10 protein-coding genes are annotated in these 17,788 nt (G+C 47.2%); 7 read left to right on the plus strand and 3 right to left on the minus strand.

Going from position 1 to position 17,788, the window contains the following annotated elements; translation table 11 throughout:
• Positions 1-232: 232 nt before the first annotated feature.
• Positions 233-1,411 (minus strand): magnesium/cobalt transporter CorA, encoded by a 1,179-nt coding sequence (gene corA, locus PSE7367_RS10960; protein ID WP_015165413.1) that lies wholly within the window; start codon positions 1,409-1,411, stop codon positions 233-235.
• A 770-nt stretch (positions 1,412-2,181) separates the two neighbouring features.
• Here corA and PSE7367_RS10970 point away from each other — a divergent pair.
• Together PSE7367_RS10970 and PSE7367_RS10975 are read left to right on the plus strand one after the other, a co-directional pair.
• Positions 2,182-3,498, plus strand: a complete 1,317-nt coding sequence (locus tag PSE7367_RS10970) for a Glu/Leu/Phe/Val family dehydrogenase (RefSeq protein WP_015165415.1) — start codon at positions 2,182-2,184, stop codon at positions 3,496-3,498.
• Positions 3,499-3,719: 221 nt separating this feature from the next.
• Entirely contained in the window at positions 3,720-6,155 is a 2,436-nt protein-coding gene (locus tag PSE7367_RS10975) for a phosphoketolase family protein (RefSeq protein WP_015165416.1), read from the plus strand.
• A 371-nt stretch (positions 6,156-6,526) separates the two neighbouring features.
• On the opposite strand, the gene PSE7367_RS10980 is transcribed toward PSE7367_RS10975, so the two are convergent.
• Positions 6,527-6,964, minus strand: coding sequence for a hypothetical protein (locus PSE7367_RS10980; protein WP_015165417.1), 438 nt, complete (start codon positions 6,962-6,964; stop codon positions 6,527-6,529).
• A gap of 778 nt (positions 6,965-7,742) precedes the next feature.
• Between PSE7367_RS10980 and PSE7367_RS10985 the strand changes: the two genes are divergently transcribed.
• The 5 genes from PSE7367_RS10985 (at position 7,743) to PSE7367_RS11005 (ending at position 15,436) form a co-directional block, all read left to right on the plus strand.
• On the plus strand, positions 7,743-9,071 hold the full coding sequence (locus PSE7367_RS10985; RefSeq protein ID WP_015165418.1) for an ABC transporter substrate-binding protein: 1,329 nt from the start codon (positions 7,743-7,745) through the stop codon (positions 9,069-9,071).
• Between the two features lie 52 nt (positions 9,072-9,123).
• A complete protein-coding gene (locus PSE7367_RS10990; RefSeq protein ID WP_015165419.1) occupies positions 9,124-10,026 on the plus strand; it encodes a carbohydrate ABC transporter permease in 903 nt (300 codons plus the stop codon).
• 239 nt (positions 10,027-10,265) lie between these two features.
• Positions 10,266-11,063: a carbohydrate ABC transporter permease gene (locus PSE7367_RS10995; protein ID WP_225882709.1), complete on the plus strand. Its 798-nt coding sequence runs from the start codon at positions 10,266-10,268 to the stop codon at positions 11,061-11,063.
• Positions 11,064-11,230: 167 nt separating this feature from the next.
• The gene (locus tag PSE7367_RS11000) at positions 11,231-12,343 is read left to right on the plus strand and encodes an ABC transporter ATP-binding protein (RefSeq protein WP_015165421.1); all 1,113 of its coding nucleotides are present in this window, start codon (positions 11,231-11,233) and stop codon (positions 12,341-12,343) included.
• A 306-nt stretch (positions 12,344-12,649) separates the two neighbouring features.
• Positions 12,650-15,436 carry a cation-translocating P-type ATPase gene (locus tag PSE7367_RS11005; RefSeq protein ID WP_015165422.1) on the plus strand — a complete coding sequence of 929 codons (2,787 nt, stop codon included), beginning with the start codon at positions 12,650-12,652 and terminating at the stop codon, positions 15,434-15,436.
• A 12-nt stretch (positions 15,437-15,448) separates the two neighbouring features.
• On the opposite strand, the gene PSE7367_RS11010 is transcribed toward PSE7367_RS11005, so the two are convergent.
• On the minus strand, positions 15,449-17,773 hold the full coding sequence (locus PSE7367_RS11010; protein WP_015165423.1) for a transglutaminase TgpA family protein: 2,325 nt from the start codon (positions 17,771-17,773) through the stop codon (positions 15,449-15,451).
• Between the last annotated feature and the right edge of the window lie 15 nt (positions 17,774-17,788).

The following is a 17,788-nucleotide window of genomic DNA, read 5'->3' on the forward strand; positions in this document are numbered from 1 at the left end:
AAACGAGCAACAATAAAGCTCTAACTTAAAGCCGATCAAACAATTGTTTTTTGAATTTTCAAATTGTGCTGAATTACTGCGGTTGGAATCCTTGTTTGTGCCATGTCCCGGTCAGAGGCATTTAAACGTCAAAAATGCATTAACCCCAATCAAACAATATCTACAACCGAGCTAACACATTGGTGTCCCTATATCCATATAATCATACCCGTATTTATATCTACATTTATATTTACGATCGACCTGTTTTGGCGATGCGAGTTTTTCCCAACCAGCCTTTGCGCCAAAAATATATAATCATTGTCCCCGCCGTAACGATCATCAATGCCCAACACGTCACATAACCATAGGACCATTCTAGCTCTGGCATATTCCAGGGAGAAACCTGGGGATTAAAATTCATGCCATACACACCGGCAATAAATGTTAACGGCATGAAAATCACAGAAATAACCGTTAGCACCTGCATGACCTCATTAGTACGCATACTAATCGAAGATAAATAGACATCCATTAAGCTGGAAGCCAATTCACGATAGGTTTCTAGCATATCGATCACCTGTACCACATGGTCATAGCAATCGCTGAAGTAGACCCGCACTGAATCGCTCAGCAAGGTACTATCATCCCGGATCAAAAGCTTGATTGCCTCTCGCTGGGGCCAGATCGCCCGCCGTAATAACAATAATTCGCGCCGAATCCGCAAAATCGCATCAATACTCTGGCTGCTGGGATTGGCTAACACCGCATCCTGCAAATCTTCGAGGCGTTCGCCATAGTCTTCTAGCACCGGGAAAAAGCCATCAATAATCGTATCGATCAGACAGTAGGAGAGGTAATCGGCTCTTTGGTTGCGGATGCTACCTTTGTTGCGATGAATCCGCTCCCGCACCACCTCAAAGGTGTCATGCTCTGGTTCTTCTTGCACAGTCAGCAAATAATTCTTGCCCAGCACAAAGCTAACCTGCTCACTAATAAACCCAATCCCATCATTCTTGGGCGTAACCATGTGGGTAATAATTAATAGCCGATCGTCATATTCTTCGACCTTTGGGCGCTGGGGAATATTCACCACATCCTCTAAAATCAGGGGATGGATTTTAAATACTTGCCCAATCCGTTGCAACACATCCTCCGAGCCCAAGCCCTGCACATCAACCCAGGAGACGGATTCTGATTCCAAATAGGGGGTGCAATCTTCTGGATGTAGCAACTGCATACCGGTCACGTTGTCCGCATGGTAGTCGATCAAGAAAATATTGGGGACGGTGGCATCTTCGTCAATTATCAGAGTGCCTGGTAATGAGCCTGGTTCATTGTAGGCATAGTCAAACTCATCATATTCTTCCTCTTCATCATCCTGGATGGGATCGATCGGCTTGGCAGACTTGGGATAGGATTCTTGCAGCATTGATGAAATTAAATGAACTATCTAAATTTAATACCCTTAAATTAATACCCTTAAATTAATACCCTAACGCGGTGCATGGCTCAACCGCTGAACTCCTGATCCTCCCTCTTAATTATTGCCCTAATTTATGATCCTAATCCGCTTTGATCTTAAGATGTGAAGATGTGGAAAATTCAAATCAATAAATTCAATCACCTAGCCATAGTTGTATATTAGGTTAGCCTAATTAGTAAACTACTGCACCAAGCCAAATTTGGGACAGCAATTATCAGCAATTATAAAAACTAAATACAGGGATGCATTGAGCTGAGGCTAATCACAGATGGCAAACAAGGCAGTGGCGATCGTAGCAACGAGCCTGAAGTCCAAGCAAATAGACCTTCGGGCTATGTTTTTTGATTATTTTGATATTTTTTTAATACAACCTAGTTTCCCGTGTTTTTATTTGGTTTATACTTTGCTTTTCACGGTTTCATGGCATTTGGTTAAAAATCAAGAACTTTAAAGAACAAATCCGGCGGCCTAATCAAGCTCTGGTCAATACTAGTAATAGAGAGCAATTTCAGTCCCACTAAGTTTCTTTGCCAACTAGGAATGAATAGAACCCAGGCATCAATAGAACAATGATAAAAGTTCAACTTTGCAGCGCGAAGATCATAATCTCAGCCGTTAGTAATTTAAACATTAGTAATTCAAATATTTAGGCAAGGAATCTAAGTTTATAGGGCGATCGCAGCATTAACCAGGGAGCACATCCCAAGGCAAGAGCAATGACCGAATCACTTTTTTCTGAAGCAACCCAGCGTCTTGAAGAAGCACTTAACTATGTTTCCATTCCAGAGGACGTGGTAGAACATCTTAAATATCCTAAACATAGCCTCCAGGTGTCGATTCCAGTGCGGATGGATGATGGCTCACTAGAAATTTTCCAAGGCTATCGGGTGCGCTATGAAAATACCAGAGGCCCCACCAAGGGCGGAGTTAGGTATCACGAGAATGTATCGATGGATGAGGTTAAGTCCCTGGCGTTCTGGATGACCTTTAAATGCGCTGCCCTGGATATTCCCTTTGGGGGCGCAAAAGGGGGGATTGCCTTGAACCCCAAAAGCTTGTCCAGGCTGGAGCTAGAGCGCTTAAGTCGGGGTTATATCGATGCGATCGCTGATTTCATTGGCCCCGACGTAGATATCCCTGCACCTGATATGTATACCAACCAGATGATTATGGGCTGGATGATGGATCAATATAGCATCATCAAACGGCAGATCACCCGTGCGGTGGTTACTGGTAAGCCAATCTCAATGGGGGGATCATTAGGGCGGGATACGGCAACCGGAACTGGCGCAATGGCCACGATCGAGACAATTATGCCCCGCTTCAAGCCCCTGCGTGGTGACACTACCGTGGCGATCCAGGGTTTCGGGAATGTGGGTTCAACCCTGGCGCGATTGATGTGTGAACTGGGCTATCGGGTCGTGGCGGTAAGCGATTCCAAAGGCGGCATTTTTTCACGGATGGGGCTAGACATTCCCAGCATTATTAAATATAAACAGGCAAATTCGGGGCAGGTGGCCAATGGCAGTAAATCGCAATCATTGCAACCGGTTTATTGCGAAGGCAGTGTTTGCAATGTGGTAGAACATTCCGTAATTACAAATGAGGAATTGCTGGAACTGGATGTGGATATCCTGGTGCCTGCTGCCCTGGAAAATCAAATTACGATTCATAATGCAGACAGAATCCAGGCCAGGTTTATCTTTGAAGTTGCCAATGGCCCAACTACGCCGGAAGCAGATCAGATTTTAAATAAGCGAGGTATTCGCGTGTTCCCAGATATTCTGGTCAATGCGGGTGGGGTAACGGTGAGTTATTTTGAATGGGTACAAAACCGCAGTGGCTTGTATTGGAGCCTGGATGAGGTGAATTCGCGCTTAAAGGAACGAATGGTGCGCGAAACAGAGAGCATTTGGGCGATCGCCGAAAGCAAGGGAATCCCGATGCGAACCGCTGCCTATGTCCATGCCCTCGATCGGATTGGTGAGGCAATTCGGGCTAAAGGAACCAGAGACTATTACACCAGTGGTTAGCTGAATTAACTTAACCAACCTAATTGCTTGTGTATTAGATGTGTATTAGATCTTGATTGGGAGGGCAAGTAAACTTACAATTCAAAGCCCAGAAATAGCTTTATAGCGGCCAATCCACTCACAAAAATTAGTAGAAAGAAATACTTAAGAAGTCAGAGTCATCAGAAGAAGTCTGTTAGTAATGGAACTGTATGGACTGATGCTGAATTGGAAATAAGGTTATGGTTGTATCCTCCGACACAAACTCCGCCCAGAGAAGTATTAGTGCATTTGGGAAAGCGCGATCGACCGCTACGGGAACTCCCCTCAGCACCGACGAGATAGCTAAAATGGATGCCTATTGGCGAGCTTGCTGCTATTTGATTCTGGGAATGCTCTATCTGCGCGAGAATCCCCTATTGCGAGAACCTCTGGCCGTAGATCAGATCAAAAAGCGATTGCTAGGCCACTGGGGATCGAGCCCTGGTCAATCGTTTATTTGGGTGCATTTGAACCGGATTATCAAAAAATATGATCTGGATATGATTTATCTATCTGGTCCAGGCCATGGCGCACCAGGGGTATTAGCACCAATTTACCTAGAAGGTACTTACTCGGAAGTCTTCCCAGATATGAGTGAAGATGCCGAGGGAATGCGTAAATTTTTCAAGCAGTTCTCATTCCCCGGTGGGATCGGCAGCCATTGTACCCCCGAAACCCCTGGATCGATCCATGAGGGTGGTGAACTGGGCTATAGCGTTTCCCATGCCTTTGGCACCGTGTTAGATAATCCTGATCTGATTTCTGTGGTGGTAGTTGGTGATGGCGAGTCCGAAACTGGCCCCCTGGCCACCGCATGGCATTCCAATAAGTTCCTGAATCCAATTACTGATGGGGCAGTGCTGCCGATCCTGCACCTGAATGGTTATAAGATTAACAATCCAACTATCCTGGCACGGATCAGTCATGAAGACCTGGAACATTTGTTTATGGGCTATGGTTATCAGCCTTATTTTGTGGAAGGTTCCGATCCAGAAACAATGCATCAAGCCCTGGCCGCTACCCTCGATCGCTGTGTCGAGGAAATTAAGCATATTCAGCAAGAAGCTCGCAGTAGTGGTGTGGCCAAATTCCAGCGCTTTCCGATGATTGTGTTTCGCACCCCCAAGGGTTGGACTGCGCCCAGCGAAGTAGATGGCCATAAGCTAGAGGGATTCTGGCGATCGCACCAGGTGCCAATGGGTGATGTGGCCAAAAATCCTCAGCATTTGAAGCTACTAGAAGATTGGATGCATAGTTACAAACCACAGGAATTATTTGATGCCGATGGGACTTTCTTACCTGAACTCAAAGCCCTTTCGCCCATAGGCGATCGCCGCATGGGGGCAAATCCCCACACCAACGGTGGTTTACTCTGTCGTGATTTGCGGATGCCCAATTTCAGGGAATATGGCTTGGCGATCGATAAGCCAGCCCAGTTTGAGGCGGAGAATACCAAGCCACTGGGGGTCTTCCTGCGCGATGTGATGAAAAACAATATGGACAACTTCCGGGTGTTTGGGCCGGATGAGACCACTTCAAACCGGCTTGCCGCGATTTATGAAGTTTCCAAAAAAACCTGGCTGGCGGAATATTTGCCCGAAGATGCCGATGGTGGCGAGCTAGCTCCCGATGGCCGCGTGATGGAAATGCTGAGTGAGCATACCTTAGAAGGCTGGGTCGAAGGCTATATTTTAACCGGGCGGCATGGTTTCTTTTCCACCTATGAAGCTTTTGTACATGTGATCGATTCGATGGTGAATCAACATGCCAAGTGGATCGAGAAGGCCTCTGAGATGTCATGGCGATCGCCAATTCCTTCCTTGAATCTGTTGATTACTTCTACGGTGTGGCGGCAGGATCACAACGGCTTTACGCACCAAGACCCTGGCTTCCTGGACGTGGTCACCAACAAAAGCCCAGAGGTAACCCGGATCTATTTGCCACCGGATGTGAATACCTTGCTGTCGGTCGCTGACCATTGCCTCCGCAGTAAGGATTATGTGAATGTGATTGTCTCTGACAAGCAAATGCATTTGCAATATATGGATATGGACGCAGCGATCAACCACTGTACGAAAGGTTTGGGCATCTGGGATTGGGCTAGCAATGACCAGGGCAGTGAACCAGATGTGGTGCTGGTTGGTTGTGGCGATATTCCCACTTCAGAGGCGCTGGCTGCGAATGCACTGCTAAGGGAATATTTCCGTGATCTCAAGATCCGGTTTATTAATGTGGTGGATTTATTCAAGTTGCAACCGGAAACTGAGCACCCCCACGGGCTAAGCGATCGGGACTTTGATAGTTTGTTCACCATTGATAAACCAATTATCTTCAACTTCCACGGCTATCCCTGGCTAATTCATAAATTGGCCTATCGCCGTACTAACCACAACAATATGCATGTGCGTGGTTACAAGGAAAAGGGCAATATCAATACCCCCCTGGAGTTGGCGATCACCAATCAGGTCGATCGGTTTAGCATTGCCATGGACGTAATCGATCGGGTGCCTCAACTGAAGGTCGCCGGAGCCCATGCCAAGGAAAAGTTTAAGGATATGCAAATTCAATGCAGTAACTATGCTCGCAAGTATGGGGTAGATATGCCGGAAATTGTGGATTGGAAATGGCCTTATTAGGTTGATTTAACTTGCCGCAACTTTCTAATTTATCTAGTTGGCTAAGTTGCAAACTAAAATCGAGTTCTTGCATACATGTTCACAGAGTGAGTGATTATTATTATCTTGCTACAAGTTTGGGCTTTTGCAAGGGCTCTAATCATTTAATTGTGCCGTGAACTAATAAAGTGGACTAATAAATTAGAACCAGCCATAACTACGGGTAATCTGCTTATTGATTGGTTATTTATTGGCGATCCTAATATCAAAATATCAAATCCGGTCAAATGCCCTCAAAATATATGTAACTATTGCTCTTACTGGGTTACTTGTATGGGTAATCTAGGGGGACTTGATATTACCGTCTCTGGCATATGCAAAGCAAAAAGACTCTATAGATGAAATTCATAGAAGATGCGCCCATTCTCATCTACGCTGAAATTTGCATTTAGCTTAATCGCTCGTTGATCTAAAAATGCTTTAGCCTCTTCGTAGCTCAAATCCGCCAGCATGGCAAACTGAATTGCGGCAATTTTGCCATTATTCTCTTCCACCATTTCCAAAAAGAGCCATTCTAGATCCTTTTGTATTCGCGCTTGGGTTAATGCTTGCGCTGCCGCTAGTGCCTTGCGATGATCTGACCGCAGCCCGATCACCATGTAGCCACCGATCGCCGTAGCGGGCACCCCTAGCATTAGGCTACCCACAAAAATATTTGAACTTTTCTTGGCATCACTATTGGGATCAAATATTTCTGCTGCCCCATTGAGCAGAAACATAAACCCAATCGTTAAAAATATCCCGGCAGTGATTTTCCGAATTGTTTTCATTGGTCAATCACCTCGTGAATCAATCGTGACGATCGCCCTAACACATCAATATATACCTATAACAATGTTAGCTCGACAAATCCTGATCGGCTCTAACCTGTCGTCATTGGCGATCGCCTGAAGGCTCTATTGCTTCGCTAGCGATGTTTTTTATGGAACTAACGTTATAACACTACCCGATCGCCTGGATTACATAGCAGCCGAGGGTTGGTTTAGGCAACCACAAAAATTTACCAATGCCGATCTAATCAGGACTTGTAAATACTAATGTTTTTTTCAAGTGTAGTATTTTGTAAGATCGATATAGCTGCCAGCAGTTACCTCCAAGCGATCGTTATTTTTGTCAAAGAGCTCTCATGAAATTGCCCCAGGTTATACCCTAGATATCTCAATGCTTGCGATCCAATCAAGCCATTTGTCCCCTTGCCAAGGTTGCTCCCAACACTGTTCTAGGAATTCCTGGAACTAGATTATCGAATAAAACCAAGGTTCTGGCTATACATCACAACTACAAGGTAATCACAAAAACTGGATGTATCTATTTATTAACAAAGGTTGTATAAATTTGCAATTTTGCAAAACTCTGCCTAGATTGGATCAATATATTTAAATAGGCAGTTTAATAATAGATCTGGCGATCGCTCTTAGTGATTAGCTTAATTTAAACCATGATTAATATATTTAGATATTTAGATATTTAGATATTTAGATATTTAGTGGGTCAGCGCACATACTTAAACTAACTTAAACTATTTTAAGAAAACCATTGTGAGAAACCATGTTTAGTCTAAAAGTGGCCAAGCCTTTCCTAAGCCTAAAAAGTTGGGGGCAATGGCTAGTTAGAAAAAGATCGCGGATCTTTAGTGTTTTTATTGGCACCACGATCGTCATGTTGGCAATAGCGATCGCGGTTTTTTCGCAACAAAAAGTCGAAATAAGCGTATTGATCCAGGCGATCGAAGTACAGCAGATGATCGAATCTGGGATCGTGGCTGACTTTGAAGCCCAAAACCCCGATATTCATTTAAACCTGATCGAGTCTCCCAATGCTTCTAATTATGTGGAAGACCTTTATACTTCCTCGTTTTTGCTGGGGGATTCACCCTACGATCTGGTGTTTATGGATATCGTCTGGACACCTAAGTTTGCTGCTGCCGGGTGGTTAGAGGATTTATCGCCCCGCGTTAGTGAAGCGGAGTTAGCAAATTTCCTAACTGGCGATGTCAATGGTGGCAGTTATCAGGGCAAGCTATACCGCATGCCATTTCGCTCCGATGCCGGAATGCTCTATTACCGCCAAGACCTGTTAGAACAAGCGGGATTTGAGCCACCGGAGACCTATGCTGAGTTAATTAAAATCAGCAAGCAAATTCAGGCTACTACGGATGTGCCCTGGGGCTACCTGTGGCAGGGCAAACAGTATGAAGGCTTGCCAGCTATGTTTGTGGAAGTGCTGGAAGGCTCTGGTGGCTTTTGGGTAGATCCAGCCACCAAGGAAGTAGGACTGGATTCACCTGAGGCGATCGCTGCCCTCGAATTTCTCACCAGTACGATCAACGAAGAAGTCTCGCCACCTGGGGTCACCACCTATCAAGAAGAAGAGGTGCGCCGCCCGTTCCAAGCAGGAGAAGCAGTATTTATGCGGAACTGGCCCTATGCCTGGAGCTTGGCCAATGGTGATGATTCACCAGTTCAGGGCAAAATTGCGATCAAACCAATGGTTCATGCCCCCGGCCAGAATAGCGGTGCTTGTCAGGGGGGCTGGGGCTTTGGTATTGCCAAAACTACCAAGCATCCTGAGGAAGCCTGGCGGGTAATTGAATATTTTGCCAGTGCGGAGGCACAGAAAAAATTTGTGCTGAAGTGGGGCTATGTGCCCAGTCGGGCTGCTTTGTTTAATGACCCCGACATTGTGAGTAAATATAGCCACTATCCCGAATTGTTGGGCATTGTCCAGAAGGCAGTATTACGACCACCGATCGCCCAATATGCCCAGGCTTCCGATATTTTGCAACGCTATTTGAGTTCTGCGATTACAGGCCGACTTAGTCCAGAGCAGGCATTGCAGACAGCGGCCAGGGAAACGCGATCGCTACTGGAAACCTAGTTGCGACTTAATTTAATCCATCTTGAATAAAATAAAATAAATAGAAATCGCCATGACCCAAGACACCCTCCGCAGCAGAGAGCAGCGCACCGGCTGGATTTTATTAATCCCCGCCATGTTGGTTTTGGCGTTGGTGTTTGCCTATCCGATCCTGCGTGCCTTCTGGCTCAGCCTGTTTACCGAGAACCTGGGTACAAACCTGGAGCCTGTGTTTTCTGGCTTGCGCAACTATCAACGCATGGCACTAGATGGTAGGTTCTGGCAAACGATCGCCAATACTTCGATCTTTACGGTGGTAGCGATCACCCTTGAACTGGTTCTGGGCATGATTATTGCTTTGGTTTTAAACCAATCCTTCAAGGGGCGCGGCGCACTGCGCACGATTGCGATTATTCCCTGGGCGCTGCCAACTGCATTAATAGCTCTAACCTGGACTTGGATCTTTAATGATCAATATGGTGTGCTCAACGATATCTTACTGCGCCTGGGCTTGATTACAACTGGCGTGAACTGGCTGGGTGATCCTACCCTGGCCATGATTGCCACGATCGCGGCGGATGTTTGGAAAACCACTTCGTTCATGGCGATCTTGCTGCTGGCTGGATTGCAATCGATCTCCGAGGATTTGTATGAAGCCCACAAAATTGATGGTGCTACACCCTGGCAGAGCTTTCAGCAGATTACATTGCCGTTGCTAATGCCCGTGATTTTGATCGCGCTGCTGTTCCGCTTTGCCCAATCCTTTGGTGTGTTCGATCTGGTGCAGGTGATGACGGCTGGCGGGCCTGCTGGCGCGACGGAAATGGTATCACTATATATTTACGCCACGGTGATGCGCTATCTGGATTTTGGCTATGGCGCTGCCTTGGTGGTGGTCACGTTTTTGATTTTGATTGCGGTGGTGGCGATCGCCTTTTTGATCCGCAGGCAACTCAATGCCCGCACCCTTGGGTAAAGACTATTAAAAGGCAATTAGTGGTAAAGCAATCTGTAGTGATAGTGATATGGAAGCAAAAATTCTTAAAGCAATCTCGATCCTACGGCCAAGAATCTTTACCGATATAGGGCTACCGGCTCATACACTCAAAATATCAAAATATCAAAATCAGTTAAAAGCTCATGGCGACAACTAATCCACCTGGCACATCTACAACCCAAAACCCGATCTCATTGCGATCGATTCTTTTTTGGATCATGATCGTGGCGATCGCTGCCTTTAGCCTGGGGCCAATCCTGTGGCAATTTTTGACCTCCGTCAAAGTCAATAAAGACATCATTGCCGTACCAAACGTCTATTTCCCCACCCAATACACCCTCGATCACTACGCTGAACTGTTTGCCCGTCGTCCATTTTGGGTCTATATGCTCAATAGTGCCTTTGTGGCGATCGTTTCCACCCTGCTTTGCTTGGGGTTAGGGGCTCCGGCAGCCTATGCCCTGGCGCGATTGAAGCTCAAAGGCGAGCAAATTATTTTGGCTTTGGTGCTGGTGGTGACCCTGTTTCCCTACATTTTGCTGTTTCTGGGTTTGCTGGAGGTGGTGCAATTTTTTGGCCTTGCCAATACCTACCTGGCGCTGATTATTCCCTATACGGCGATCAACTTGCCGCTGACGATCCTGGTGCTGCGCAGCTTTTTTGAGCAATTGCCCAAGGACTTAGAAGACTCCGCCAAGATCGATGGCTATAACACGGTGCAAATGCTGTGGCAGATTGTATTGCCCATGACATTGCCCGCCCTGGTGACCACCGGGATTCTGGCATTTATTTTTGCCTGGAATGAGTTTATTTTTGCATTGACATTCATTACCCGCGAAAGCATGAAAACAATTCCGGTGGCAGCGGTGCAGCTTGGTGGCGCGACGGCTCTGGAAATCCCCTATGGCGCAATGGCGGCCGCAACTGTTTTGGGAACTGTGCCTCTGGTGCTGATTGTGTTATTCTTCCAGCGCAAGATTGTGCAAGGGCTAACGGCGGGGGCAGTCAAGGGCTAAACCGGCGCTCTGCAAACGCGATCGATTTAAAATCTCCTTAAATCTTTAATGACTATAAATCACGACTATAAATTAAGAACAAACCAAACCACTGCAAACTTACTTACTGCCAAGCATTGCTCAAAAGATGCTTATAAATAAATCCATTAAATAAACCCATCATAGTTATGGCTAAACTAGAACTGATTAATTTAAATAAAACCTACGACCCCAAAACTATTCCAGTTAAGGATCTCAGCCTCACCGTTGCCGATAATGAGTTCCTGACCCTGGTGGGACCATCCGGTTGTGGAAAATCAACTATCCTGCGCTTAATCTCTGGCCTGGAGCAACCCACGCGCGGCGAAGTGCGGATTGGCGATCAACCGGTGACAAATGTGGGCGCAGGCGATCGAAACATTGCGATGGTATTTCAAAGCTATGCGCTCTATCCGCATATGAATGTGTTTGACAATATGGCTTCGAGTTTGAAACTACGCAAGATTAATACATCAGAGATCAAACAGCGGGTTGAAGATACCGCCAAGTTATTAGGGTTAGAAAAGCTATTAGACCGTAAACCAGGTAAGCTTTCCGGTGGCCAAAGACAGCGGGTGGCCTTGGGGCGAGCCCTGGTGCGGAACCCGGATGTATTTTTGCTAGATGAACCACTAAGTAATTTGGATGCCCTGTTGCGTGAGCAAGTCCGCGCCGATCTCAAGCAGATTTTTGCCAAACAAAATGCTCCGGTAGTATATGTCACCCACGATCAGGTGGAAGCCATGACCCTTTCTAGCCGAGTGGCAGTGCTCAATGATGGTATTTTGCAGCAGCTTGATGCCCCCCCCAATATCTATGCCCATCCTGCCAATCGCTTTGTGGCCGGGTTTATTGGCAGTCCGCAGATGAATTTGTTTACCCTGAATTGCGAGGGCGATCGCGCCTTGTTAGGAGATGTGAAGATCCCGTTGCCGGGTGGCTTTGCCCCACCACCGGAAATAGACCTGGGGATACGCCCAGAACATGTATCGATCGCCAGTTCTAGTGATCATGCCGCTGAGTCTACTGGTGAGACAAATAATTCGGTTAAGGTGCAAGGCCGTATTTTTCTAGTGGAAAATTTAGGTATGAGTAATTTGCTCAGTGTGAATGTACAGGGTGCAAATAATTCAGAGCATATAATCAGAGCGCTGCTGCCGGTGGAACAAACCTGGGATGGAGAGGAAATTACCCTTAGCCTGGCGATCGATAAGTTGCATTGGTTTCATGCCCAAACCGGTGAGGCGATCGGCTCGGTCTAATTTGTGAAGTCCTGCACATGCAAGATTTATTGGCCATAGACTCAAGGCTAGTTAAAGATTATTTGGCTAAAAATCCTTACTGCGATCGCACTACTGATGAAGGGTATTTAATCTAAACTTGACCTCCATTAGCAATTTAAACATAGCCCGGATTGAGTATTTTCGCTTAAAAACATTAATCGCCCATTCGTAGAGAGCGCCTTAGATTCAGCATTGTCGCTACCGATCGCCGTACAATCAATAGTGGGGATTAACTTAAAGCTGATTAATTGATATCCTCCCTACAACATAATCATGAAGTAAAGCATGGCATCTCCCCTTCCATCCAAGGATTGGCATACTGTTGATTGGCAGGATGCACTGAGGCAATTGGACGTTGACCAGTCGATCGGTCTAGAACAAGAGCAGATAAGCGATCGGCAGGCTAGCTATGGCAAAAACGAAATCCAGGGCAAGTCACTACGCAGCAAATTCAGTATATTATTAGACCAATTTACTAACATCATGCTGATCATGCTAATGTCAGTGGCGGTGATTTCCGCTGGCATCTCGCTGCATGAAGGAGAGTTTCCCAAAGATGCGATTGCGATCGCCGTAATTGTAATCCTGAATGGCATCCTTGGCTATGTCCAAGAAAGTCGCGCTGAAGAAGCCCTGGCGGCTCTCAAAAAGCTCTCAGCACCCAATGTACGCGTAATGCGGGCGGGTCAGATCCGAGAAATTTCTGCCAAGGAATTAGTCCCCGGCGATATTGTATTTATTGAAACCGGAGTACAAATCTCGGCCGATGGCAGGTTATTAGAAGCTTTTAATTTGCGGGTGCGTGAAGCGGCTTTGACTGGAGAAGCCCAAGCCGTACATAAATCTGCAACCCAGGTTTGCGCCACTGACGAAGCGATCGGCGATCGCCAAAACATGGTGTTTCAGGGCACAGAGGTAATTCAAGGGCGAGGCAAATTTGTGGTCACCGCCACGGCCATGAAAACGGAATTGGGTAAAGTGGCCTCCATGTTGCAGTCCGTAGAAAATGAGCCCACTCCCCTGCAATTGCGGATGAATCAATTGGGGAATGTGCTGGTATATGGCTCTCTCTCTCTAGTTTTACTGGTGGTGGGAATTGGCCTGTTGCGCGGTGGTGAGTTCCTCAGCCTCTTAGAAACTTCTCTGAGTATGGCGGTGGCAGTAGTCCCAGAAGGTTTACCCGCCGTAATCACCGTCACCCTGGCGATCGGCACTCAACGCATGGTCAAACGCCATGCCCTGATTCGTAAGCTACCTGCCGTTGAAACCCTGGGCTCAGTTACCACGATTTGCTCCGACAAAACTGGCACCCTGACCCAGAATAAAATGGTGGTAGAAACTCTTTATACTCCTTCCTATATGATCCAAGTCAGTGGGAGCGGCTATGTACCAACAGGGGAATTTACCTTCACCCGCAATAGCGACGATCAACTAAGCCTAAATATAACCATTGATGATTGTTTGGAATTGCGATCGCTCCTGACCGCCTGCGTGCTATGTAATGATGCCCATTTACAACAGGATGAAAGTGGCCATTGGGGAGTTGTGGGCGATCCCACCGAAGGAGCCCTATTAACTCTGGCGGCCAAGGCGGAATTTGAGCAAACTGCTCTAGAGGCTAAATTACCGCGTCAAGCGGAAGTGCCATTTTCAGCGGAACGTAAACGCATGAGCGTGGTTTGCCAGAGCAATCAAAGTCAAATTGTCTATAGTAAAGGTTCACCGGAGCTATTACTGGAAAAATGCGATCGGATCTTCCTCGATCATGAAATTAGCGAGATTACGGCAAGACACCGCCAGAATATTTTAAGCCAAAATGAAACCCTGGCCCAAGCTGGAATAAGGGTGCTGGGGTTTGCCCAGAAAGAAATAGTTGATCCGGCTGAGCAGTTCCATGAGTCGGCTCAGGCAACTGAAGTAATCGAACAAAACCTAGTCTGGCTGGGGTTGGTGGGCATGAGAGATGCACCCCGCTTGGAAGTGGCTGATGCTGTTCATACCTGTAAGATCGCCGGAATTCGGCCAATTATGATCACAGGCGATCATCAGCTTACCGCCATGTCGATCGCCAAGGATCTTGGTATCGCTAACCCCAGTACCCAATCAATGTCCGGTGCAGAGCTAGAGAAGATTCCCGACTCCGAACTAGACCAAGTAGTACGCCGGGTTAGTGTCTATGCCAGAGTCTCGCCAGAGCATAAACTGCGGATTGTGCGATCGCTGCAACGGGGCAAAGAATTTGTCGCCATGACTGGTGATGGTGTTAATGATGCACCTGCCCTCAAGCAAGCTAATATTGGCATTGCCATGGGCATTACTGGTACAGATGTTTCCAAAGAAGCCAGTGAGATGATTCTACTGGATGACAACTTCGCCACGATCGTTGCCGCCACCGAAGAAGGGCGGGTGGTCTACACCAACATTCGCCGCTTTATTAAATATATTCTGGGCAGTAATGTGGGTGAGGTGTTAACCATTGCCGCCTCACCATTCCTGGGCTTGCCAGAAGTTCCACTCACGCCGCTCCAAATTTTATGGATGAATCTGGTTACCGATGGTGTGCCTGCCCTGGCGCTAGCTGTTGAACCCGCCGAACCAGATATTATGCGGCGATCGCCCTATAGCCCTACGGAGAGCATCTTTGCCCGTGGCTTGGGAGCCTATATTATTCGGATTGGGATCATTTTTGGCCTCCTCACCATAATTCTAATGCAGATCGCCTATAGTAATAGCGATACCATATTTATGCCTGAGCATTGGAAAAGCATGGTGTTTACCACCCTCTGCATTGCCCAGATGGGACATGCGATGTCGGCGCGATCGGATCATCGCCTGTTGATCGAACTGAATCTATTTAGTAATCCCTTCCTACTGGCAGCCGTAATTTGCACCACGGCGTTGCAGCTAGCATTGCTTTATGTAAAACCATTGCAAGTGTTTTTTGGGACTCAACCCCTCACTGGCACAGAACTAGCCGTCTGTTTTGGGTTTAGCATGTTGGTGTTGGTCTGGGTGGAGATGGAAAAGCTGGTGATTCGTTGGTACATGGGCAGGAAACACCAGCGCGGTTAGTATTAATTTAGGTTAGCTAGGCTCCAGCGCCTTATTGCTACGCAATTGACTGAGCAAAGCTTTAAGTTGATTTAATTCGGCCGGGCGATCGCCATAATGCCAATCCTGATAGGCTTTGGTTAGGGTCTCTATTCTCTGCGCCTGAGGATTGGAAACCCGTTGCTTTACATATGCAGCATATTCAGCTGGAGTCTGGCTAGCAGATTTAGGTATGCCCTGTTCTTCTAGCCACTGCAGCATCAACTGGTAAATACGCTGAGCAGGGTCTAAACGTTGTAAGCGCGATCGTCTCCGCCACCATTGCCAAAGCTGCAACATTGACCAACCCAGAATGCCAAAGCCGAAGAACATCGCAACACTGAGAATAAAACCAAACCAGCCCATTCTTCCTAGCCAATTCACGAATCCAGCTAGTTTGGCGCTAATAAACTGGGTCAGGTTAGCGAATACGACGGAAATGAACTGGGTAACTGGCGAGGGTAAGAAACCAGCAATCCAATTCCAGAACTGGCGCAGAACACTAAAGGTTTGGGAAACCTCAACCGAAGGAGGAAACAACGGCCTACCGGGAACAGGATCGAAGGCAATCCACCCATATTCGGGGAAGTACACTTCCACCACTGCCATCGCATCCACATTCTCTACTTCATACAAGCCAGTAAAGACATTGAAATCACCGGGCGCAAATCCCACTGTGTATCTGGCTGGAATCCCCTGGGCTCGCAGTAGCATAATCAAGGTTGAAAGGAAATGACTGGGTTGGCCACCACCTTGATTGAGGAATTGACTTGCCGTAGAGCCAATCCCAGGGAAATAGATAAAGTTCTGCAAGCGATATTTCTGCTTCAGGCTCTGGGTTAACCACAATGCTTGATTATAGGGATTATCAAGCTCCATTCGATTACCAGCAGGGGTTGTGGCATCGGCGAGTAAATCAGTGGCCGCCTGCTTAAGTAATGCCACTTCATTCGCATCTTCCGGCAATTGCAGGTAATGTTTACGAATTGAATTTGGGTAATCTTGCGGAGCAGCAGCTAGGGCAGTGCGATCGCGGATTGGCGCAGATGAGATTACTGTATAGGTTAAGTCTAATGGCAATAATCCCGGTGCTCTCAGGTTCCCTTCTGCATCCAAGTCAATTTCTTCACTGGGGAAGAACAGGCGGTAGGGGGTAGAAGCGGCTGGCACCAGATTAGGGAACTCTTCCGTAGTGATCGTATAGGTTTGAATTACATCCTTGGTGGTTTCTCGTCGCACTGGCACACCCTGCACAACGGGCACAAAGAATTGATAACCGAAGGCCAGTCTGCGGAGGGTGCGAATATCTTCTTCTTCATTCCGCGAAATTTGCCAACCAGTGCCAGTATAGTAATCATAGGAAATAACTCGCCAGAATAGTTCTGCTTGGGATCGCACCCGCATCACTAATTGTGGCTCAATATCTAATGGTTCGGTATTGGCTCCCGCTTCATCAATCTCTTCCGAGAACAATGGTGGTAAGATCGGTTGATCGCCTTCCTCGCCACCTTCACCACCTTCGCCGATCAAATCACCAGTATCACCATCAGTTTGCGAGCCACTATTATTGCCTGGTTGGATAATCTGGCCAGGACGCAATTGTCGATCAATATTTATATTCACACTAACGGGGAAAGTGCGGAGTTGGAATCCTGGCAGTCTAGGCAATAGGGCAAAAATGGTCATTCCCAAAGCCAAGCTGGTTACCAACAAGCCGATCGTGGTTTGGGGTGAAAGCCCGATTTTGGTGGGATTGAAGCTACTTGCTGCGACACCAATACGCGATCGATGATCCAAAATCAGCACTGGCACACTCACCAGCAAAAACAGCAACAGCCAGATGCCAAAGATCGTAGTTTGGCTGAGGGTAGCGGCAACCCCCAGTAAAATCAAACCAATCACGATCGAATAGCCTAAATCTTTTCGCCGGGGCAGGTCAAAGCTATGTAGCACCTGGAGCTGGATCAAGAGTCTGGCCAGCAACAACCTGGGTTCATCGGCCTGGTTGACCAGATCACCAAGGAAAACCACCAGCATCACGATCATGGCGATCGCAATAAAAAACTTGACCAAAACGTTGCGCTGATGCCTCGCCCGCCAACCCCACCATGCGCCGATCGCACTGAGCGGAATCGCCCAAATACTGTTATTAATCCCGGCGGCTAGGTCTGTGGCGGCAATGCCGATAAATACCAATAGCTGCACCATCACCCGCAATGGGATCGATTCTTCGGCGGCGGGAATTGGCTGCGAACTAATAAACTTCAGCAGATCGCCAGCGATCGGAATGCGATGCAGGGGGTTGGGTGGGGCGCTCATAATTTTTCGACAAAA

This window comes from Pseudanabaena sp. PCC 7367 (genome assembly GCF_000317065.1).
Lineage (GTDB): Bacteria > Cyanobacteriota > Cyanobacteriia > Pseudanabaenales > Pseudanabaenaceae > Thalassoporum > Thalassoporum mexicanum.

What these genes read in the sequence shown, in the direction of transcription:
- corA (WP_015165413.1), bottom strand. Translation starts at nt 1,411, where the DNA reads ATGCTGCAAGAATCCTATCCCAAGTCTGCCAAGCCGATCGATCCCATC.
- PSE7367_RS10970 (WP_015165415.1), top strand. Translation starts at nt 2,182, where the DNA reads ATGACCGAATCACTTTTTTCTGAAGCAACCCAGCGTCTTGAAGAAGCA.
- PSE7367_RS10975 (WP_015165416.1), top strand. Translation starts at nt 3,720, where the DNA reads ATGGTTGTATCCTCCGACACAAACTCCGCCCAGAGAAGTATTAGTGCA.
- PSE7367_RS10980 (WP_015165417.1), bottom strand. Translation starts at nt 6,964, where the DNA reads ATGAAAACAATTCGGAAAATCACTGCCGGGATATTTTTAACGATTGGG.
- PSE7367_RS10985 (WP_015165418.1), top strand. Translation starts at nt 7,743, where the DNA reads ATGTTTAGTCTAAAAGTGGCCAAGCCTTTCCTAAGCCTAAAAAGTTGG.
- PSE7367_RS10990 (WP_015165419.1), top strand. Translation starts at nt 9,124, where the DNA reads ATGACCCAAGACACCCTCCGCAGCAGAGAGCAGCGCACCGGCTGGATT.
- PSE7367_RS10995 (WP_225882709.1), top strand. Translation starts at nt 10,266, where the DNA reads ATGATCGTGGCGATCGCTGCCTTTAGCCTGGGGCCAATCCTGTGGCAA.
- PSE7367_RS11000 (WP_015165421.1), top strand. Translation starts at nt 11,231, where the DNA reads ATGGCTAAACTAGAACTGATTAATTTAAATAAAACCTACGACCCCAAA.
- PSE7367_RS11005 (WP_015165422.1), top strand. Translation starts at nt 12,650, where the DNA reads ATGGCATCTCCCCTTCCATCCAAGGATTGGCATACTGTTGATTGGCAG.
- PSE7367_RS11010 (WP_015165423.1), bottom strand. Translation starts at nt 17,773, where the DNA reads ATGAGCGCCCCACCCAACCCCCTGCATCGCATTCCGATCGCTGGCGAT.